Genomic DNA, 19958 nt, shown 5'->3' on the forward strand with positions numbered 1-19958 from the left:
CGGAGCCTTCCGTCAATGCATATCGCATCAGCCTCCGCCAACCTGCCGCATTTTCTCCGGTCGCGGCACGCACATTGCACAGCATTGTGCCACCCAGTACTCAATACTCGTGCGGACAAATGCAATGAATCATCAGGACATTGAACAGGAACTCAGGCACCTCGAGTATGTGTTTTCCCATATTCTCGCGACAGACAAGGTGCCGACACTTCAGTACTGGCGCGGCCGGCTGAATGCGCTGCGCAAAGCCGCAGCGGTGCCTCCGCACCGGGACAAGATGAACCGGCTGGAGCAGGTACTGCGCGCACTCGAACTTTCGAAGCGGGAAGACGCCCCATCTAACGAAGAGGATGAATTTTCCACTGCAGCAGACTTCGGCCTTCGCTAGATTCTTAAGGAAAGCTCAAGACGTCTCGTGTCGAATCCATTTCCTGGTAACACGGGTGCGCAACGCAAAAAATGCCTTCAGTACGCGCCCAACGGTAATGCTCTCGCGCCACCACCGCTCCTTTAAACCCGCGGTAGGCAGCCACCATGACGGCAGCATGATGTCGCCAGTGGCGAAGCCCGGACGCCAGCGTTGCGCCACACCGCGGCGCCGGAAAATGGTCAGGGTCGGCAGGCCAAGCGACGACGCGAGATGCCCCACCCCTGAATCGTTACCAATAAACCAGCCGGACTCGTAGAGCCACTCAGCCAGCAACGCGGTAGAAGCGAACGAACGCAACGGCGGCAGCGCGCAGCCAAGGCTCTCCCAGCGCGAGCGTTCGCGGTCTTCGACAATCAGTTCGACCTGCATGCCGGCCGCCTCCAGACGGCGCGACAATTGCACAAAGCGATCTGGTAGCCAGCGCTTGTCAGGTGTGCTCGCTTCCGGATGCATCGCCACGCGCGACGCGTGCTTGCGGAATGTCAAATCACCCGGGGGACGCATGCCATTGGAAATCACTACGTCGGCAAGCTTGAACCTGGCTGCGGCAAAATCCGCAAAGCGCTTCGCCATGCAGTCGGCGTTCTTGCCATACTCCACTTCATGCAGATCGATAAAACCTGCATGCCAGTCGCGCAGTTGCGCGAGTGGCCGGTCGCGATGCATCTGGATCACGACCGGATAGCGCATCAGCATGCGAGGTGCGTCATCCGCCTTAAGCGCCGGCGCGATGCTCAGATGCGCAAACCAGGCCGCCAGCGCATGCGCGTGGTCGCCGAACACGTCCACCCGCCAGCCAGCGCGCCGCAAATTATGAGCAACGATCAGCAGGTTGAGCGTGTCGCCCAAGGCAGGCGACATGACAAACGCCACGCTGCGTTGAGCGGCTTGAACATCAGGTTCGCCGCGACCGATCGAATCGACATGATTCGCCTGTTGCGCCTGATCGTTTTCCATTCGCTCAATCCAGCCTAAGTAGATGCGACCGCATGTTGCCACAAAAATCGGCAATGCATCGATTCAGGTCTGTTGCCGCCTATTTCCCTTCGAAACCGACGGGACGAGCGAGGCCATCGAAATCCTGGCGCTCGGCACCCTTTTCTTTCCAACTATTTCTGCGGCCTGTTTCAGGCGGCCGCTCAAACCCCCTGTCTATCGGCTTTCACGTGGACGGCCAGCCAATACCGACGCCACGGGCCGGAATACAGGAGCCTTTCGGGAACCGGCCCAAGCCGCGCCCTCCCTGAAATTTCCCGTAAGCAACGCGGCAATTCGCGCCGTCCGCGTTGATGCAAGATGCCGGTCAAATCGACCGGGTTCGACTCCGGCCGTCGGCTCATTCTTTGATCGCCATTCGCCCATCATGCAAGTCGTCGTGTGTTTGACCTCGTTCAATCGTACCGATTGCGCGCGAATTTCCCTCGAGATCATCAAGCTAAACTGGGCTTACAAATGGCCTGTGGTGCACGCGTGTTCGGGGGCGGGCTACACGCGCTACATCGAAGACGTGCTGGTGCAGCGCGAGCCACTGCCGCTGACCGCTGGCGCAGCCGACCTTCTGCTCGCCTCAATGCGCGCAGCCGTGGCGCATTTCGGAGCGGAATATGTGGTGCATCTCGAAGCGGACACGTGGGTGTTCGATCAGAAAGTGATCAAGCGCTATCTGCAGGCGCTCGCCGACCGTCCCGAAGCCGTCATCGCCGCATCCTCCTGGAGCACCGATTGCCTCCCTCAATGGACGCGCTCGCCGTCGCGAGGCAGAAGGTTGCGCGCGCAACTCGCGCGCGTGCTCAGACCGCTTGGATTTCGTTATGGTGTGCGTGAGCGCAAGTCGATCTCGACACAATTCTTCATTGCCCGCGCAACCCCCGCCTTCATGGACATGCTTGCGGACATCCGCGTCAAGGACGACGACTTTCTGGAAAAGATCCTGTATAGCGCGGTCGTCGAGCGTTTCGGGCAACGCAGCATTATCGGCATGAAGGAACGCGAGCCGGTTCATCCGGTTTTCCGCAGCTCATGCGAACCGTTGACACTGTACTGTCAACATTGGCCCAGTGCAGAAGACGCACCTGGCGTGGACATCGCGCCGGACCTCAATCCGGCTGACCGCTTGCGTGGGAAGAAGGAATGTCTGGCGAGCGCGCCGCTCATGCGGCACGGTCCGTACATGCAAAAGCTGCTGCATAGCACGGACTTAGACTATTACAACGGCAACGCCAGGCGATCCGGTTAAAGGCGCCGCTAAAGCTTGCCGCAATCAGGCGCCTCGTCGCGAATCAGTGATGGTCGTTGCTGTATTGCGCCCTGGGCTTAGGCGCCGAGCTGACCTTTGCGTATTCGAACTCGGGCAGCGACTTGATTGCCTGCTTCGTTGCACCGGCGAGCACCAGCTTGCCATCGGCGAAGTCCAGTTGCTCGATCGGAATCGCCACGTCGTGATGTGCCACACCCAGAAACTGGTTAGCGGCAATGATTGCATAGGAAACGGACTTGTCCGGCGCCACGATGATGTCATGAATGACGCCGACACGCTGGCCATTTTCGTTGAAGACCGGCTTGTTCAAGATCGACTTTCTTACGCTCCAGCCTGCCACGATTGCCGACGATTCTTCCACGGAGATACCGAGCGGCTGGGCGCCGGCCACCTGAGCGTGCGCGTCTAGCGCCGCGAGTCCGAGTGTGGACGCGAGCAGGCATACAAGCAGATTCGATTTCATGACGTTCCCTTCGTTCTGACGTTGACGGGGCGGCATCAGACCAGCAATGATCAGGCAAATGCCGGACCCGGTGCGCGGCGTACGTTCATGTTAGGACGCCTGATGCGGCGTCGCCAAAAAAATCTGCGGAGGGGGCCATTCCTGGCCCCGATTTCAGTGCCCGGACAGCAGCACGCTGGCAATCACGCCGGTCGCCACCGCTGCGAGCACGTAATCTCCGTTCACACCGACCCATTGGTAACCACGCGGCGGCGCTTGCAGTCCATGACCATGCCAGTCGTCGACGACATAGCTGCGATCGCGATACTCCTGCGGCAGCCGCTCGCCCTTGTGCCAGTCATTGTGTGGAATCGGGCCGCCTGGGCCTCCTATGGAGGCTTCGCGCGGCGCGGGGCCACGACTATGACCATGCGGGGCGCCGTGGTCATGACCCGGCTGGCCATGCGAAGGCTGAGCGCCGCCGTGATCGTCATGGTGTTGCTGCGCGAATGCGGGCGCGGACGCGGCAAGTAACGAAGCAATCACTAGCGGTACGACGATTCCTGATTTCATGGTTCAGCCTCAAAAGAACGACACTGTGAAGGTAAAGGGTTACAGGCTTGTGTACCGGCCATACTTTCCCAAGCCATCTTGCCGGCTCACGATGCGGTATGAATACTCACAACGCTGCGCCCGACCAGCAAGATCGGCCATGATGTCACAAGCGCGTCTAATGAAACAGCGTCCACGCTAGCGAAACGCAAAACGTTGCGAGCACAACTGACGCGCAACGCTGCACGCGCTCCGGGCGTGCCCACTTCAGCTTGCCGCCGCCGAGCGCCGCACCGAACATAATCCAGGCGAGTCCGATGGGAATCAGCAGCGCGGCAAAAATCGCCATGGCCTGCAGATAAGCCGACCATGCGGCAAAGGCAGTCGCCGGAAAAATTGTTCCTGCGAACAGAATCGCTTTCGGATTGAGGAGTGTCGCAACGAATAACGTACGCAGACCGACGGTCGCTTGCGGTGCCGAGGAAAACGCCACGGCCGTGCGCCACATACGGAGCGCAAGGTAGGCGATGTACAGACAGCAGAGGGTACGCACCAGCGTAGGCAGCCAGGTCAGCGAATTGGCGGCATGTGCAAGAAAGTGTCCCCACACCGAAATGGATACGAGGTAGCCGGCAAGTTCGGCAGCCGTGAGCTTTGCTGCACGCCGCACACCCTGCTTGAGTCCGGCTGCCGCGAGCAAGGTATTGGTGGGTCCCGGCATGATCAGTACGACCGAAGTACCGAGCACGAACAGCGCTGCACTTGAAGTGGTAAGCATGGGTGAGCAGAGAGAATGCCCGGAGCAGGTCAGTCAAAGAACTGCGTAACCAGATGCGGAAGAATTGGGCATTCCGCGTTGACAAGAAGTCTTGCATGATACGCCATTGATCTGGTGGCTCTCAATCGCACAAAAATAATGGGGCGTCGCACAAGATTCAAAAGGCGGGTGTCCAAAAGAAGACACCCCGCTTTAGATCACTTTCTTCATCAACAGCTTGAGCAGCACGGGCAACAGCAGCAAGACCAACGGCAATTGCACGATCAGGCCGGAGATAATCGCAATCGCCAACGGCTGCTGCATGGCAGACCCTTGCCCAAGCGCAAACGCCAGCGGCAATAGCGCGAGAATGGCGGCAATCGTGGTCATGGCGATTGGACGCAGGCGGTTGCGCCCCGCGTCGATCAAGGCCTGCTCGAACGGTATGCCTTCGTCACGCACCAGCCCCTGCAGTTCCGACACGTAGAAGATGGCCACTTCCGTCACGATCCCGATGATCATGGTCATGCCCATCATCGCGGAGATATTGAGCTCGATCCCGGTGATCCACAGGCCGACGAATACCGCGCCCGTGGCCATGAGCGGCATCGCCATCACGGCAAGCGCCACACGGAAACGCTCGTACAGAAAGAGCAGCAAACCGAATACGAGCGCCACTGCCGCACCGAACACCGTCAGCAGGCCTTTGAAGGCAATCTGCTGTTGCTGATAAAGACCACCCAGCTCGTAATAAACGCTTGCGGGCAAGAGGCTCTTCTCACCTAGCGCATTCTGCACGTCGGCAATCGTCGAACCCAGATCGCGGCCGTCGATACGCGCCGTCACGGCCACCATCCGCTTCAGGTTGTCGCGGCTGATCTCGGGTTGTCCGCTGACAGCAACGCGCTCCGCCACCCGGTTCAACGCAAACAGATGACCATCCGGCGCGCGAATCTGCAGTTGTCCCAGTTGCGTGTCCGTCAGCCGCAGCGCGCCCCCCACGCGCACCCGCACGCCCACCGTCTTCGGCCCACTCTGAAACTGCGTGGCCACATTACCCTGCACCATGTCGGACACAGCCTGAGCGATCGCTTGCGGATCCATTCCTTCGGCAGCCGCGGCTTCGGGCCGGATATGCAGTTCGAGCGCATCGCCAGCCGGGTTGATGCCGTTGTTCACATCGACAATGCCGGCGATCTTGCTGATCCGCTCCGCTACCTTCTGCGCGGTCGTATCCAGCGTGTTCTGATCGTCGGAGTAGATCTTGATCTGCACCGGTTGCGGCACCGCGGTCAGGTCGCCAATCAGATCCTCCATCAACTGCGCCAGTTCGATATTCACACCTGGCACCTGCGCCTCGATCTTCGTACGGATCTCTTCCATCACCGTTTCGATCGGCTCGCGGTTGCCGGATTTGAGGCGCACAAAAAAGTCGCCTTTGTTCGGCTCGTTCAGATCGCCGCCAAGCCCCGCACCCGTGCGCCGTGAATATGTGGCGACGTTCGGGTTCGCCCTGATGATCGCTTCGACCTGCTTCATCAAGCGATCTGTTTCAGTAATCGACGTGCCTGGTTCAGTGTGATAGTCGAGCACAAAGCCGCCTTCGTCCATGGTCGGCATAAAGCCGCTGCCTACACGCGTAAACGCCAGACCTGCAACGACAATCAGCGGAATCACACCGATCAGCACGAGGATGGGTCGTGCGCTCACGGTTTGAACGAGCGCCGCATAGCGCCTGTTCATCCATACCGCAAAGCGTGTTTCATGATGTTCCTCGGCGTCTTTCGCTTTCAGCCAGCGGTCGCACAGTATCGGCACCGCGAGCCAGGTTACCAGGAACGAAATGAACAGGGCGCTCGCCATCGTGACCGAAAGCGCCTTGAAGAACGCGCCCGTCACCCCCGACAAAAACGCGAGCGGCACGAAAATGATCAGCGTCGCTGCGGATGAGCCCGCCAATGGCCGCGTGAATTCAAGCGCGGCCGACATGACGCGGCCGTGAAACGCATGAGCCCCCGCTTCGCGCATGCGCCGCACGATGTGTTCGATCATGACGATCGCATCGTCAATCACGAGACCCACCGCGGCGGCCATGCCGCCGAGCGTCATGATGTTAAAGCCCATGCCGAACACATCCAGCAGCAAGATGGTGGCCGCCATCACCACCGGCACGAGCGCCACCGCAATAGCAGTGATCTTCCAGTTGCGCAGAAACGCGAACAGCGTGAGCGCTGCGAGTACGACGCCGATCATGATGGCATCGCGCACGCTGGTTGCCGACGCAATCACCAGTTCGCTCTGGTCGTACCAGTTCGCAAGACGCACCCCTGGCGGCATCTGTTTCTGAAAGTCCGCGAGCTTTGCGTGGATCGCTTTGGCCATCGCCACGCTGTTGGCGCCCGGTTGCTGAAAGATGTTGATCAGCACCGCGTCCTTGCCATCGGCGGTCACGCGCATCCATTGCGGCACCACGCCCTGTGTGACGCCGGCGATATCGCCGAGGCGTAGCTGGTTCGCACCACTGGTCGACACCACCACGTTCTTCAGTTCATCAATGTGCGTGACCGTCGAGTCGGCTACCACCAGGTACAGCTTGTAGTGATCTTCGATGCGGCCCGTCGCCATCAGCACATTGCTGGCGCCGACGGCCCTCGACACATCCGCGAGCGAAAGCTTGTATGCAGCGAGCCGCGCCGGATCAATTGCGACTTCGAACTCGTCCTGCGCGCCGCCCGTCACCTCGACACGCGCTACGCCTTCCACCGAGGACAGCAACGGCCGCATCTGGAACTGCGCGAGATCGTGCAGCGCCGACAGCGACTGCTGTTGCGACGTGAGGCTATAGGCAAGCACCGGAAATACGGTCGGGTCCATGCGCCGAACCTGCATCGAGGTCCCTGGCGGCAAGCTCGCCAGAATCTCGCTGATCGCCGACTGCGCCTGCAACGTCGCCTGCGCCATGTCAGTGCCCCAGTCGAAGTTGATCGAGATCTCCGCCGAGCCGCGGCTCGTCTTCGACTCGACATCGCGCACATTGGGCACGCGCCGCAACGCCTCTTCGACCGGCATCGTCACCAGCGTCGCCATCTGTTCCGCAGGACGGTCGCCGGCATCGAGCGACACGACCGCGCGTGGAAACGCCACGTTCGGGAACAGCGAGATCGGTAGACGGAAGGCGGTCAGCGCGCCCGCAATCGCAAGCAGCGCAATCACGAACAGCAGCGAGCGCCGATGCATCTGCATCCATTGGCCGAAGTTCATTGCGCGGCGTCTCCGCTCGCTTGCACGGCCATGCCGTCTTGCAGTTCATAGTTGCCGCTGGTGACGACGGGCCGCGCTGCATCGAGCGGTCCGTCCACCCCATAGCGATCGCTCTCCTCCACCTGAATGACGACATTCACGCGATGCGCCTTGCGATCCGGCGATATCTGAAACACGTATGCGCCCGCGGCATCTTTCAGTACCGCTGAGCGCGGCACCGCCCAGTGCGGGCCAACCCGCGTTTCGATATCGGCACTCACGCGCGTACCGGGAATGAACGGCGTCTGCGCAAGCGGCACATTGGCGCCCACATTGACCAGTTGGCTTTGCGCATCTACCGAAGCGCCCACCATCACTACACGCCCCATTGCCACAGTTTTCACAAGAGACGTGGACAGGCCGCGTAGCAACACGGCGTCCCCAGTGTGAATGGATGCGACGTCAGACGGCTCGATCCCGAGCATCACGTTGGCGCGCATGTCCTTGTTGCCGTTGGCGGCCGCCAGTTGCAGGATCGCGGCACCTGCCTGGATCTGATCGCCCTGCGCGACGGCCACATTCAACACCACGCCGTCGAACGGTGCGGCGATCGTATTGCTGCCGGTGCCGATATTCAAATGATTCTGTGCGGCCAGCGCTTGCTGCGCATCCTGCAAGGTCTTGTTTGCACCCGCGAGTTGCGATTGCGTGGCAAGCCCCTTGTCCAGAAGCGACTGCGTACGCGCGACTTCGCCTTGCGCGAGCGTCACCGTGCTCTTCGCCTGAGCGGCGGCCAGCACCGCGGCGGGATCGGCCTGCACGATGACGAGCGGCGTGCCGCGCGCGACGCTCTGGCCCGGCTGCACGCGTAGCTGCGTGATGCGCACGCCATACGGCAGGCTGATCGTGGTCACGTTCGACGGAGACGCCGCGACGATGCCATAGCCGCGCACCGGCTGCGCCACCGTGGCGCGCTGTACGGGCGAGGTCTGTACAGCAACGACCGTAGCAGCGGCTTCCTGCGTCACGGCAGCGCGACTCCTGCCCGACGTAGCAAGCATGACGAACGCGACGACGGCGGCGAAGGCCATGATGGCGAAACACGCCGCAACGCGGCTCGTCTGCATCGGAAAACGACTATTTCGCATGAGTTTCGGTAATGGTCTGATCGGAGGAGGAGGCATCGGGAATCGCGCTGCCTAGCAGTGCTTGCAGAGCCACCCGCTGTTCGGCAAGCAATTCACGCAACGTCGCAATGTCGATGCGTTTAGTGAGTGCGGCGCTTTGTGCATCGGTGTACGCGCCCAGCGTCAGGTCATGCTCGGCGTAGGCGTCGCTCGCATGCTGCGCGGCTCTATAGACGCCAGGCAATGCCGATTCGGTTCGCTGCAACTGGCCCTGCAAGATTTCACTGTCCGTACGCATGTGCGCGACATCCGCGTATGCCTGGTTCAGACGCGTTTGATATTCGTCGCGCAGCCGCTGCCGAGTCGCCTGTTCAATCGCGACGTTACCGCGATTGCGGTTGAAGATGGGCAGACTCAGGTTGATCTGAAAGCCACTCGTGTAGATCTCCGAAGTATCGCGGGCGCGTACGAAACCCACCGACAGGCTCGGAAACTGGCTCAGGATCGCCGCGCGATACTTCTGCTCCTGCGCCTCGTAGCCTGCGCGCAGCGCGAGCAGATCGGGACGCCGTTGCGGCAACGCGGCCAGTGCGGCGTCGATGTCGCTGCCCGCTACCGGCTCGATCTCGTCATTACCTGTGAGTTCGAGCTGAACGTCCTGAGAAAGGCCAAGCAACGCATTCAGGTCGTGATGGGTCTGCTCGGCGGCACGCTGTGCGTCGTCGTATTGTTTGCGCGCATCGCTATAGGCGATGAGTGCGGCAGTCGTCACGTCTTCGGTCAGATTTCCCGCGCGCTGTGCTTCGGCCATGCTTTCATAGCGTGTCCGCGTCAGATCGCATTGTTCCTGCAGCAACGGCAAGCTCTCTTGCTGAAAACGCGCCTTGAGGAACAACTGCTTTGCCTGCGCGACAACTTGCCATTCCTGCCACAGCAAGCCAAGATCGGTCTTCACCACGGTCGCATCCGCGGATTTCCGGTTCGCGCCGCGCGTGACGATCGCCATCACGTCCATGCTCAAGCCATAGGTGAAGGCTCGCGAATAACCCTCCATGCCCGGATAGTCACTCGACAGGCCAAGCTGCGGATCAGGCAGCAGACCTGCAGAAAACGCCTGCGCGCGAGCGATTCCCAGATCGTCGCGAGTCAGCTTCAGATCGGGATTGTTGGCCACCGCGAGCATTGCGACTTCTTCGATGTCCAGTCCATCAGACGGATCGAAACGGTGTGCCTTGAGTTCCGGTAATGGCATCGTCGCGGGATCGATCTGCACGCGCTCCAGTGTGCGCGTCGAGACGGACGTATCCTGCCCGGACAACGGCTCGTGGTGATACCAGCTGCAACCGGCAAACAGCATCACGCAGCCTGCTGCCAGCACGCGCATCATGAAGGCATCGACAGCAATGTTTGAATCGGCGGGCAATACCGTCTCCTGGGTCGAAATGGGAACAATCAGGCAGGCAGCTTGAAGTCCATGCGCAATGACGCATGGGAACCCGGATGATTTTCCCGATGAACCGCTTAAGTAATGCTTAAGGGGCTGTTAAGCTGAACCAGGTCACAATGCAGGCACATGAGATGCGGAGGATGGCGGTAATGCGACTGCTTTTGGTGGAAGACGACGAGATGATCGCCGAGAGCGTTCTGGATTCGATGCGGCGCGCCGGCTATGCAATCGACTGGGCACAGGACGGCCGCGCGGCGGAACTCTCGCTTGGCAACGGCGTGTACGACCTCGTGCTGCTGGATCTCGGCCTGCCGAAAAACGACGGCATCCACGTATTGAACGCCTACCGTAAAACGGGGGGCCTGGCACCGGTCATCATCGTGACGGCACGCGACGCTGTGGATGAGCGCATTCGAGGACTCGACGCCGGTGCTGACGACTACCTCATCAAGCCATTCGACCTCGATGAACTGGCCGCGCGCGTACGCGCCCTGCTGCGCCGGCGCACCGGCCAGAAGCAACCGGTGTTCGCGCATGGCGAACTGACACTCGATCCGGCCTCGCATGAAGCCACCAAAAACGGTGAGCTGTTGCCGCTCGTACCGCGTGAGTTTGCATTACTGCAGGCGCTGATCGACGAGCCGACCCGCGTATATACGAAGGCCGAGCTCGAAGAAAAGCTGTACGGGTGGGGCGAGGAAGTGGGCAGCAACACCATCGAAGTGCACGTGCATAGCTTGCGCCGCAAGATCGGTGCGGACCAGATCGTTACCATCCGCGGCGTGGGTTATCGCCTGAAGAGGGCTGGATGACGTCGATCCGCCGCTGGCTGTTGGGTTGGCTGATTTTTGGCCTCGCCGCCGCATCGGGCGTGGCCGGTTACGGAATCTTTCACACCGCGCGGCAGGAAGCGAGCGAACTGTTCGATTACGAACTCCGTACCGTGGCGCTGTCGTTGCCGGCTCGGCTCGAATCGGCCATTAGCGCGGAGCAACCCAGCCCTGACTTTCACGGCATCGACGACGATCGCATCGTGATCGAGATCTGGGATCGCACGGGCAACCTCGTCTATCACTCGCTGAAGGCACCGGCGCTGGAGCGCTATTCCGCAGGCATTCGCACTATCGTGCGCGGCGAGTATCACTGGCGGGTGTTTGGACTGCAACAGCCGGACCGTTTCATTCAGGTAGCGCAGCCGTTCTCGGTACGCGAAGATCTCGCCATGCGGCTTGCCTTGCACACGTTATGGCCGCTCTGGCTGATGGTGCCGGCCACGATTGTGCTGGTGCTGTTCGTGGTAGCGCGCGGCCTTGCGCCAATTCGCGATTTGTCGCATGCCCTGTCGACCCGCTCGATCGATTCGCTGCAGCCGCTGCAACTGGACGGCAGCGTACCCGTTGAAATCCGCCCGCTGGTCGAGGCGCTCAACGACCTGCTGCTGCGCCTGAACGTGGCGTCGCAGCAGCAGCGCACGTTTGTCGCTGACGCCGCGCACGAACTGCGTTCCCCGTTGACCGCGCTCAAGCTGCAATTGCAGGCCGCCGCGCGCAACGGCACGCTCAAGGGCGAGGGACAAACGCTGGAACGCGTCGAGGGACGACTCAACCGCATCATTCACCTTGTGCAGCAATTGCTCACGCTGGCGCGTGAGGATGCGCAACCGGCCACCTCGATGAAGCCGGTTAGCCTGCGCCGGCTCGGCGAACAGGCGGTGGGCGACTTCTCGCTGATTGCCGAGGCAAGGCGTGTCGACCTTGGTCTCGAATGCGTGCAGACCACTTCGCCCGCTGATCCTTATACGGTCCTTGCCGAACAGCACAGCCTGAGCGTGCTGCTGAACAATCTGATCGACAATGCAATCCGTCACACGCCGGAAGGCGGCAAGGTGGACGTGATCCTCAGCCGCACGGAAAACGGTATTGGCCTCGAAGTGGTGGACAGCGGCCCCGGCATTCCGGAGAAAGAACTGGAGCGGGTGCTGGACCGCTTCTATCGCGGCGAGGGCGCGCATGGGCAAGGCAGCGGCCTGGGGCTCGCGATTGCCGCACGGATTGCGCAACGCCATCAGGTCAAACTGACCTTACGCAATAACAGCAGTGCCGGCGGCCTTTCGGTTTCGGTGACGGGGCTTTAAGCACGGACAGGCGCGAAACTGGCGCCGCAGCGATCTGTTGTAAAATTGCGGCCTTCCGGCAAGGCCGCCTTCGCGGTCCGGCCTGTCTTCTGCCCTGCCCGATGGCTCGCTCGCCGCCATCAGACCGTGATTCTCCACCGATGAAAACCGCTACCCTTCCGCCCGCCCGCTGGTCCGGCATTCGAAGCAACCTGCTCGCGGGCCTCACGTCCTCGTTTGCGCTAGTACCTGAGTGCATCGCTTTTGCACTGGTCGCGCAGGTCAATCCGCTAATGGGTCTGTATGGCGCCTTCATCATTTGCACGCTAACGGCTCTACTCGGCGGTCGCCCTGGGATGATCTCCGGTGCGGCCGGATCCATGGCCGTAGTGATCGTGGCGCTCGTCGTACAGCACGGCGCGCAATACCTGCTTGCCACGGTTGTAGTCAGCGGCATGTTGATGCTGCTGTTCGGCGCGTTGCGCTTAGGCAAACTGATCCGCATGGTGCCGCATCCGGTCATGCTGGGTTTCGTCAACGGCCTTGCGATCATTATCGCCATGGCGCAGCTCGAGCATTTCAAGCAGATGACGCCGCAAGGCGAAGCGTGGCTGCGCGGTTCCGCGCTTCTCGTGATGAGCGGTCTTGTGGCGCTCACCATGGTCATCGTCTACCTGCTGCCGCGCCTGACCAAAGCCGTACCGCCGGCGCTGGTGGCGATTGTCGGCATTGGCGCGCTTAGCCAGTTGCTGCATCTGCCCACACGCACGCTCGGCGATATGGCGCATATTGCCGGCAATCTGCCGCAATTTCACTTTCCGGGCGTGCCGTTCACGCTGCAGACGCTGCGCATCGTCATGCCCTATGCGGTATTGATGGCCGTGGTCGGCTTGTTGGAGACGCTGCTGACGTTCAACCTGACCGACGACATCACCGCCACTCAGGGCCAACCGAATCGCGAGTGTCTCGCGCTCGGTTTCGCCAATATCGTGTCCGGCCTGTTCGGCGGAATGGGCGGTTGCGCGATGATCGGCCAGACCATGATCAACCTGAACTCCGGTGGCCGCTCGCGCCTGTCCGGCGTGACGAGCGGCATCATGATCCTGCTGTTCATTCTGTTCCTGTCGCCGCTGATCGAGCGTATTCCGCTCGCGGCGCTAGTTGGCGTGATGTTCGTGGTCGCGCAGCAAACGTTCGCATGGGGCTCGCTGAGAGTGCTCGGCAAGGTGCCGCGCAATGACGCGCTGGTGATCGTCGCGGTGACGACCATCACCGTGTTTTCAGATCTGGCTATTGCGGTGTTGTGCGGCATCGTGATCGCCGCGTTGAATTTTGCATGGCAGCATGCCCGCGAAATTCATACGGATATCGAAGCAACTGACGCGAGCCGAAAAACCTATGTACCGCGCGGCACGTTATTCTTTGCGTCGACCACGCGCTTTCAGGAATTGTTCGACCCGGCGCAAGATCCGCTGCACGTGACAGTGGATTGCCGCCACCTGCATCTCGCGGATCATTCAGCAATCGCCGCACTGGAAGGTTTGAGCGAACGTTACGCGAGGGCGGGCAAGCATGTGCACCTCACGCACCTGTCGGAACGCAACGAACGGCTGTTGCAGCGGGTGGGTGTCGATCTGACGCAAATGCGCGCAGCGCAGCTTGAATCTTGATGGATGCAGGCTACGCAGCGCTGGCCCAGGCTGACTGAGCGCTCATTGCCGCAAAGCCTCTCGCACAGCCGCGAGCCACAATGCCACGGCATGCGCGCCAGGATCGGCAAAGCCTAGTGCCCGATCGCCCACATAGCTGGAGCGGCCACGCCGTGGACTCATCGACGCCGTTTGCGCGGCACCGGCGGTGGCGGCATCGACAGCTGCCTTTAACGCGTCATCCACGCTGGCCGATTTCCCGAGCGCCGCTTGTAATGCCTCGACAGCCGGCAGCAATGCATCAACCATGGTGCGATCACCCGCATGCGCGCCGCCAAGTGCCATCAACGCCCGTACGCCCGCAGCGAATGCTTCGGACCAGCGCTGCGGCGCGGCCTGTCCGGCGGTTTGATCGAGGACGCTGCCCGCACGCAACAGCATCACTGCATAGAGCGGCCCCGAAGTGCCCCCCACGACGCGCCGAACCGTCGCGGACAACGCATGCAGCACCGCACCGGGTGTGCTTTCCGCGGGATAGCTGTCGATCTCCTGCAGAATGCCGCGCGCGCCGCGCGACAGGCTGATGCCCAGATCGCCGTCGCCAACGCGCTGATCCATTTCGGTCAGAACCGGCTCAGCGTCAAGAAGGCGTGCACAAACCGCTTCGATCACACGGCGCAAGGTCGAATCGCGCGTCAGGGCGGCCCCGCCTGTCTGATTCGGCGCGGCAGGCGCGGCTTTCACGCAAGCCTGCGCCACGCGTCCGCTCAATGCGGGCCATGCACTCGTTTGCGTGGCCGCATCGAGCCACGCAAGCCGCTGATCGTCGACGCGCAATAGCGTCAGTGAAACGCCCGCCATTTCGAGCGCGCTCAGAAACGTGCCGGCCCATGCCCGTTCCACGCGGATGCCTCTCCCAGCCAGATAGCGCAGCGCCGAACCCGCGACAATGCCCAGTTCGCTCAACGGCGTGCCGCCCAGATTATTGACGAGCAACACGACACGTTCACTGGTTTGCAACGACAGGTCTTCGCTGATCTTCGCGAGCAGGCGCTCGACGATCGCATCCGCCGGTTCGAGTGCGCCACGCTCGACACCCGATTCGCCGTGAATGCCCAGGCCCCATTCGATCTCATCGTCTGCGAGTGCGAAGCCCGCCTTCCCCGCCGCCGGCACCGTACACGGCGTAAGCGCGACGCCCATGGTGCCGAGCATGGCAGCCGCTTCTTTGGCGGCCTGCGCGACTTCGGCCAACGCACGCCCTTCGGCGGCTGCCGCACCCGCTATCTTGTGAACCAGCACTGTGCCCGCTAGACCTCGCCGGCCCGCGTGATCACCGCTTGCTGAAAGCGCGACGTCATCCGCGACGATCACCATCTCCACTGCGATTCCCTCAGCGCGCGCGATCTCGGCAGCGAGGCCGAAGTTAAAGCGGTCACCCGTGTAATTCTTGACGATGAGCAACACGCCTGCCGGACCGGCGACGGCGCGGATGGCGTCGAGCACCGCATCCGTGGATGGCGAGGTGAACACTTCACCCGCTACCGCCGCGCTCAGCATGCCGGCGCCAACGTAGCCGGCATGCGCCGGTTCGTGGCCCGAACCGCCGCCCGAGATTAGTGCGACTTCGCCACGCCCGGCAGCAGCGCGTGCGTCGGTCCGTACGATGATTGTGCCGCCCTGCAGCAAGGAAAGACCGGGATTGAGCGCGGCGAATCCCTGCAGCATCTCCGGCACGACCGAGGAGACATCGTTGATCAGCTTTTTCATGTGCGCCAGCTTCCTTGTGAGCCGCGGGTCAGACGCTACCCAGCGCGGGCCCGTGGTAATTGAGGTTGCGAGACAGCTTCGAGAAACGCCTGGAACGCAGACGACAGTTTGACACCACCCGGGTTTTTGCGTCGACACGAACGTCAACGGCTGCGCGAAAACGCATTCACGTCGTGATTAGCAGCGTGCCGGGAAGTTGGAGAAATGCGGGAAAGAGGTTTTTGAAAATGCGTGCGGCAAATGCCTCATGCAAACACATTTAGCAAACGCATTTAGAAGAAGCAGACACGACGACAGACAGAAGCCGAAGCCATGGAAGTGTGATGCCCCATGGCGACTGCTTCTGTCCGTGCCGAATATTCGTTGGTAGGCTCGATTGGATTCGAACCAACGACCCCCACCATGTCAAGGTGGTGCTCTAACCAACTGAGCTACGAGCCTGTAGAGGCGCGAATTATAGAGACTCCCAACGCACAGCACAAGCCCGGAGCGTGATCGACTTCATCGCGTCGTACGACAGGCGCCGGCACGCCCCGACAGCTTCGCGACGGCTGCTCAGCGATCGTCGTCGCGGATCGACGACGCATGCCGGCATAACGCGCGTACTTCAAGCTTCATATACGGAAAGAGCGGCAACTGGCTCAACACGTCATGCAGATGTGCGGGGCTTTCGACATCGAAGATGCTGATGTTCGCGTAGTGTCCGACGATGCGCCACAGATGCCGCCATACGCCCTGCTCCTGCAGCCTCTGCGAGATTGCCTTTTCGTCGGCCTTCAGGCGCGCCGCGCTTTCAGGGCTCATATCCGACGGCAGGTTGACCGTCATTTCTACGTGAAACAGCATTCAATACTCCTTGTCTGGCAGATCCACCGCGGCTTTCGCTGAAGACCTGAGGTTCAGGCTTCAGCCCGTGCGCGCTCCACTTCCGCGCCGGGCACGTTGTCCCGCTCTTTGGCGAGCGTGAAATCGAAGTCGATCAACATGAAGTTGCCTTCGACACCATACGGCTTGCCTGCGGCGCCTTCGGCCTTTTTCAGTTCGGGCACGAGACCATCGCGGGTTGCAAAGGCAAAGTCGTCCCAAAGGTAGGGATCGCCGTCAATATTGATCTGCGTGGTCAGCTTGCGAAAGCCAGGCGCGGAGACGAAGAAGTGAATATGCGCCGGACGATGTCCATGACGTCCAAGCTGATCCAGCAGCTGTTGTGTCTTGCCTTGCGGCGGCACGCTATAACCGACCGGCACCACGCTGCGGAAACTATAGTTGCCGTCAGCATCGGTACGGATCGAGCGGCGCAGATTGAAGGCCGGTTGCGATTTGTCGAAGTACGAGTAGTTGCCCAGATGATTCGCGTGCCACACTTCGACCAGCGCGCCGCCTAGCGGCTTGCCGTCCTCACCGGTCACGCGGCCGCGCATCACGAGTGTTTCGCCCGGATCGGTGCCGTCGTCCAGACGCGCATGCCCTTCCGAGAGCGGCGCACCTGCTACGTACAGCGGCCCTTCAATGGTACGCGGCGTACCGCCTTCAATACCGGCCTTCGCCTCCGCTTCGTCGAGGCGCAGATCCAGAAAGTGTTCGAAGCCGAGACCCGCGGCGAGCAAACCGAGCTCGCCACTGCTGCCCGCTTCGCCGAGGTAGTTCAGCGCGGTCCAGAATTCGTCTGGCGTCACGTCGAGATCTTCAATCGTGTAAAACAGATCGCGGATCACTCGGTTGACGATGACCTTGGTGCGCGGATTGCCTTCGTGGGTGGCGCTGTCGTTGATCTTTTGCAACAGCGCGTCGATTGCCTGCTTGTTCATGGGATATCTCCTTTGAAACGTTTGTAGTAGATGCAACGTAGATGGCTTGCGTGTTCAAGGTGCGGCAACGCTTGCGCCTCTGCGCGAATCGCGCCGCAAGCGGTCAATCTTGTCCCAGTCCAGCGTGATGCCAAGCCCGGGGCCCTGCGGCAGATGCAATGCGAAATTCTCGTAGCGCAGCGGCTCGGCGAGGATCTCTTCGGTCAAGAGCAGCGGTCCGAACAGTTCGGTGCCCCATTTCAGTTCGGCAAACGTGCTAAACAGTTGCGCTGACGCGATGGTGCCGACTGCGCCTTCGAGCATCGTGCCGCCGTACAGATCGATGCCCGCCGCAAGCGCAATGGCGGCGACACTTGCCGCTCCCGTGAGGCCGCCCGATTGCGCGATCTTCACCGCAAAGACATCGGCGGCCCGCGCGCTGGCGACGGCGAACGCATCGACCGGACCGTGCAACGCTTCGTCGGCCATGATGGGTACCAGTGCAAGATCGCTCAGACGCTTGAGGCCCGCGCGATTGTCCGCGGCAATCGGTTGCTCGATCAGCGCCACGCCGCCATCGGCGAAACGTTTCGCAGCCCAGATCGCTTCCGACTCGCTCCACGCCTGATTCACGTCCACGCGCACTTCGCCTTGTCCTTCCAGGGCACGTCGGATGGCAAGTACGTGAGCGACATCCTCCGTCACGGCACGCGCGCCGATTTTCAGTTTGAACACGCGATGCCGCTTTGCCTCAAGCACGCGTTGCGCTTCGTCGATGTCGCGCGTCGTGTCGCCGCTGGCAAGCGTCCAGGCCACATCCACGCTATCGCGCACGCGGCCGCCGAACAGCTCCGATAGGGGCACGCCGAGTCGCTGTGCCTGCGCGTCGAACAATGCAGTCTCGATCGCGGACTTCGCAAAACGGTTGCCCTGGAACAGCGCGCGCAGCTTTGCCATCGCCGCACCGGGACGGGTCGCGTCCATGCCTTTGAGCAAGGGCGCGAAATAGGTGTCGATATTGACCTTGATGCTTTCCGGGCTTTCTTCGCCGTATGCGAGGCCGCCAATCGTCGTGCCTTCGCCGACGCCGAGCGTCCCGTCGGCACAGCGGACGCGCACCAGCACGAGCGTCTGGCAGTTCATGGTGGCGACGGAAAGCTTGTGCGGCCGAATGGTCGGCACGTCGACGAGAAGGGTCTCGACCGACTCGATCTTCACTGGCGCTGCTGTCATGCGATTTTCCTCCTGATGTGCGACATCTTAGGAACAAACCCACGCGACAGTCCAACACCGATTCCGACTACTTCCATACCTTCAGAGCATGAAGCACGCCAAGGCCATTCAAGCTGCCCCTTCCGATCGTCCGGCTAGAACACGCAGATGGCGCTGCAGCCGCTGCAAATCCCGCTTCAATACGCAAACTCATACACCCATCTGCTGAACGAGGTGGCAATATGTCGAAACATAAAAGAGCTTCCATACTTTGGGGACATGCATGGAACTGCGCCAGCTTCGCTACTTCATCGCCGTAGCCGAGGAAATGAACATCACGCGCGCCGCGGACCGGTTGCATATGACGCAGCCGCCGCTGAGCCGGCAGATCCAGCAGATCGAAGAAAGCATCGGCCTGCCGCTGTTCGAGCGCGGCTCGCGGCCGCTGCGGCTCACTGAGGCCGGCCGCATCTTTTATACGCAGGCACGGCGCCTGATCGACGAAGCCGACGAACTTGCGCCGCTCACGAGGCGGCTTGCGCAACTGGCGGAGCGCATCGTGATCGGCTTTGTGCCGTCCACGCTCTATGGCGCCCTGCCCGCCGTGATTCGCGCCTTCCGTGAGGCCGCGCCGCAGATCGAACTAGCGTTGATCGAAATGTTCACCATCGAGCAACTAGCCGCGCTCAAGGGCGGCCGTATCGACGTCGGCTTTGGCCGCTTGCGTTTCGACGATGCACAGTTGACGCGCGAAGTGCTTGTCGAAGAAAGAATGATTGCTGCACTGCCTCAAGGCCATCCGTTGGCCACGCAACGAAAAGCGTTGACGCTTGCTGCGCTGGCGCAGGAAACGCTGATCATCTATCCGAGCACACCGCGACCCAGCTACGCAGACCAGCAACTTTCCGCGCTGCACGACCATGCGCTTGAGCCGAAGGCCATTCACGAAGTACGCGAATTGCAAACGGCGCTCGGACTCGTTGCCGCCCAGGTCGGTGTGTGCCTCGTGCCGGAGAGCGTGGAAGGTTTGCGCGCGCACGGTGTGGTGTACCGGCGCATTCCGGGCGCCAATGTGGCCTCGCCGATCATCATGAGCCGCAGGTTGCACGACGAATCACCTGCGACGACGCTGTTGTGCTCGCTTGCGCGTGATCTGTTTCGCGCCCCTTGAGTGT

At 61.3% G+C, this 19958-nt stretch carries 17 protein-coding genes and 1 tRNA gene; 6 read left to right on the forward strand and 12 right to left on the reverse strand.

Annotated elements, in window-relative coordinates; all coding sequences use genetic code 11:
- The first annotated feature begins 124 nt into the window (after positions 1-124).
- Positions 125-388, forward strand: coding sequence for a hypothetical protein (locus VGH41_RS17730; protein WP_331598814.1), 264 nt, complete (start codon positions 125-127; stop codon positions 386-388).
- Positions 389-403: 15 nt separating this feature from the next.
- Here VGH41_RS17730 and VGH41_RS17735 read toward each other — a convergent pair whose 3' ends face one another.
- Positions 404-1387 (reverse strand): glycosyltransferase family 9 protein, encoded by a 984-nt coding sequence (locus tag VGH41_RS17735; protein ID WP_331598815.1) that lies wholly within the window; start codon positions 1385-1387, stop codon positions 404-406.
- Between the two features lie 22 nt (positions 1388-1409).
- Between VGH41_RS17735 and VGH41_RS17740 the strand changes: the two genes are divergently transcribed.
- On the forward strand, positions 1410-2666 hold the full coding sequence (locus tag VGH41_RS17740; protein WP_331598816.1) for a hypothetical protein: 1257 nt from the start codon (positions 1410-1412) through the stop codon (positions 2664-2666).
- A 43-nt stretch (positions 2667-2709) separates the two neighbouring features.
- Here VGH41_RS17740 and VGH41_RS17745 read toward each other — a convergent pair whose 3' ends face one another.
- The 6 genes from VGH41_RS17745 to VGH41_RS17770 form a co-directional block, all read right to left on the reverse strand.
- Entirely contained in the window at positions 2710-3150 is a 441-nt protein-coding gene (locus VGH41_RS17745) for a PRC-barrel domain-containing protein (RefSeq protein WP_331598817.1), read from the reverse strand.
- A gap of 153 nt (positions 3151-3303) precedes the next feature.
- Positions 3304-3702, reverse strand: a complete 399-nt coding sequence (locus tag VGH41_RS17750; RefSeq protein WP_331598818.1) for an RcnB family protein — start codon at positions 3700-3702, stop codon at positions 3304-3306.
- A 157-nt stretch (positions 3703-3859) separates the two neighbouring features.
- Positions 3860-4459: a LysE family translocator gene (locus VGH41_RS17755; RefSeq protein ID WP_331598819.1), complete on the reverse strand. Its 600-nt coding sequence runs from the start codon at positions 4457-4459 to the stop codon at positions 3860-3862.
- A gap of 192 nt (positions 4460-4651) precedes the next feature.
- The gene (locus VGH41_RS17760; protein ID WP_331598820.1) at positions 4652-7699 is read right to left on the reverse strand and encodes an efflux RND transporter permease subunit; all 3048 of its coding nucleotides are present in this window, start codon (positions 7697-7699) and stop codon (positions 4652-4654) included.
- Positions 7696-8826: an efflux RND transporter periplasmic adaptor subunit gene (locus tag VGH41_RS17765; protein WP_331598822.1), complete on the reverse strand. Its 1131-nt coding sequence runs from the start codon at positions 8824-8826 to the stop codon at positions 7696-7698. Before VGH41_RS17765 ends, VGH41_RS17760 begins: the two co-directional genes overlap by 4 nt.
- A complete protein-coding gene (locus tag VGH41_RS17770; protein WP_331598823.1) occupies positions 8816-10228 on the reverse strand; it encodes a TolC family protein in 1413 nt (470 codons plus the stop codon). The genes VGH41_RS17765 and VGH41_RS17770 overlap by 11 nt, the downstream gene beginning before the upstream one ends.
- Positions 10229-10401: 173 nt before the next feature.
- Between VGH41_RS17770 and VGH41_RS17775 the strand changes: the two genes are divergently transcribed.
- The 3 genes from VGH41_RS17775 to VGH41_RS17785 all read left to right on the forward strand — a co-directional run bounded on the left by VGH41_RS17775 (position 10402) and on the right by VGH41_RS17785 (position 14035).
- A complete protein-coding gene (locus tag VGH41_RS17775; protein WP_331598824.1) occupies positions 10402-11064 on the forward strand; it encodes a response regulator in 663 nt (220 codons plus the stop codon).
- The gene (locus VGH41_RS17780) at positions 11061-12386 is read left to right on the forward strand and encodes an ATP-binding protein (RefSeq protein WP_331598825.1); all 1326 of its coding nucleotides are present in this window, start codon (positions 11061-11063) and stop codon (positions 12384-12386) included. The genes VGH41_RS17775 and VGH41_RS17780 overlap by 4 nt, the downstream gene beginning before the upstream one ends.
- Positions 12387-12526: 140 nt before the next feature.
- The gene (locus tag VGH41_RS17785; RefSeq protein WP_331598826.1) at positions 12527-14035 is read left to right on the forward strand and encodes a SulP family inorganic anion transporter; all 1509 of its coding nucleotides are present in this window, start codon (positions 12527-12529) and stop codon (positions 14033-14035) included.
- Positions 14036-14077: 42 nt separating this feature from the next.
- Here VGH41_RS17785 and dhaL read toward each other — a convergent pair whose 3' ends face one another.
- The 5 genes from dhaL to VGH41_RS17810 all read right to left on the reverse strand — a co-directional run bounded on the left by dhaL (position 14078) and on the right by VGH41_RS17810 (position 18804).
- Positions 14078-15784, reverse strand: coding sequence for a dihydroxyacetone kinase subunit DhaL (gene dhaL / locus VGH41_RS17790; RefSeq protein WP_331598827.1), 1707 nt, complete (start codon positions 15782-15784; stop codon positions 14078-14080).
- Positions 15785-16148: 364 nt separating this feature from the next.
- Positions 16149-16225: transfer RNA gene (locus VGH41_RS17795), tRNA-Val, on the reverse strand.
- A 114-nt stretch (positions 16226-16339) separates the two neighbouring features.
- Positions 16340-16630: a muconolactone Delta-isomerase gene (catC, locus tag VGH41_RS17800; RefSeq protein WP_331598828.1), complete on the reverse strand. Its 291-nt coding sequence runs from the start codon at positions 16628-16630 to the stop codon at positions 16340-16342.
- 53 nt (positions 16631-16683) lie between these two features.
- Entirely contained in the window at positions 16684-17592 is a 909-nt protein-coding gene (catA, locus tag VGH41_RS17805; RefSeq protein WP_331598829.1) for a catechol 1,2-dioxygenase, read from the reverse strand.
- A gap of 54 nt (positions 17593-17646) precedes the next feature.
- The gene (locus tag VGH41_RS17810; protein ID WP_331598830.1) at positions 17647-18804 is read right to left on the reverse strand and encodes a muconate/chloromuconate family cycloisomerase; all 1158 of its coding nucleotides are present in this window, start codon (positions 18802-18804) and stop codon (positions 17647-17649) included.
- A gap of 262 nt (positions 18805-19066) precedes the next feature.
- Here VGH41_RS17810 and VGH41_RS17815 point away from each other — a divergent pair, with 262 nt between their 5' ends.
- Positions 19067-19954, forward strand: a complete 888-nt coding sequence (locus tag VGH41_RS17815; protein WP_331598832.1) for a LysR family transcriptional regulator — start codon at positions 19067-19069, stop codon at positions 19952-19954.
- The last annotated feature ends 4 nt before the right edge of the window (positions 19955-19958 follow it).

Source organism: Paraburkholderia sp. (assembly GCF_036488795.1).
Lineage (GTDB): Bacteria > Pseudomonadota > Gammaproteobacteria > Burkholderiales > Burkholderiaceae > Paraburkholderia.

Coding starts and splice junctions, on each gene's coding strand:
- VGH41_RS17815 (WP_331598832.1), top strand. CDS start 19,067: ATGGAACTGCGCCAGCTTCGCTACTTCATCGCCGTAGCCGAGGAAATG.
- catC (WP_331598828.1), bottom strand. CDS start 16,630: ATGCTGTTTCACGTAGAAATGACGGTCAACCTGCCGTCGGATATGAGC.
- VGH41_RS17775 (WP_331598824.1), top strand. CDS start 10,402: ATGCGACTGCTTTTGGTGGAAGACGACGAGATGATCGCCGAGAGCGTT.
- VGH41_RS17765 (WP_331598822.1), bottom strand. CDS start 8,826: ATGCGAAATAGTCGTTTTCCGATGCAGACGAGCCGCGTTGCGGCGTGT.
- VGH41_RS17750 (WP_331598818.1), bottom strand. CDS start 3,702: ATGAAATCAGGAATCGTCGTACCGCTAGTGATTGCTTCGTTACTTGCC.
- VGH41_RS17730 (WP_331598814.1), top strand. CDS start 125: ATGAATCATCAGGACATTGAACAGGAACTCAGGCACCTCGAGTATGTG.
- VGH41_RS17740 (WP_331598816.1), top strand. CDS start 1,410: ATGCGACCGCATGTTGCCACAAAAATCGGCAATGCATCGATTCAGGTC.
- VGH41_RS17760 (WP_331598820.1), bottom strand. CDS start 7,699: ATGAACTTCGGCCAATGGATGCAGATGCATCGGCGCTCGCTGCTGTTC.
- VGH41_RS17745 (WP_331598817.1), bottom strand. CDS start 3,150: ATGAAATCGAATCTGCTTGTATGCCTGCTCGCGTCCACACTCGGACTC.
- catA (WP_331598829.1), bottom strand. CDS start 17,592: ATGAACAAGCAGGCAATCGACGCGCTGTTGCAAAAGATCAACGACAGC.
- VGH41_RS17810 (WP_331598830.1), bottom strand. CDS start 18,804: ATGACAGCAGCGCCAGTGAAGATCGAGTCGGTCGAGACCCTTCTCGTC.
- VGH41_RS17755 (WP_331598819.1), bottom strand. CDS start 4,459: ATGCTTACCACTTCAAGTGCAGCGCTGTTCGTGCTCGGTACTTCGGTC.
- VGH41_RS17735 (WP_331598815.1), bottom strand. CDS start 1,387: ATGGAAAACGATCAGGCGCAACAGGCGAATCATGTCGATTCGATCGGT.
- dhaL (WP_331598827.1), bottom strand. CDS start 15,784: ATGAAAAAGCTGATCAACGATGTCTCCTCGGTCGTGCCGGAGATGCTG.
- VGH41_RS17780 (WP_331598825.1), top strand. CDS start 11,061: ATGACGTCGATCCGCCGCTGGCTGTTGGGTTGGCTGATTTTTGGCCTC.
- VGH41_RS17785 (WP_331598826.1), top strand. CDS start 12,527: ATGAAAACCGCTACCCTTCCGCCCGCCCGCTGGTCCGGCATTCGAAGC.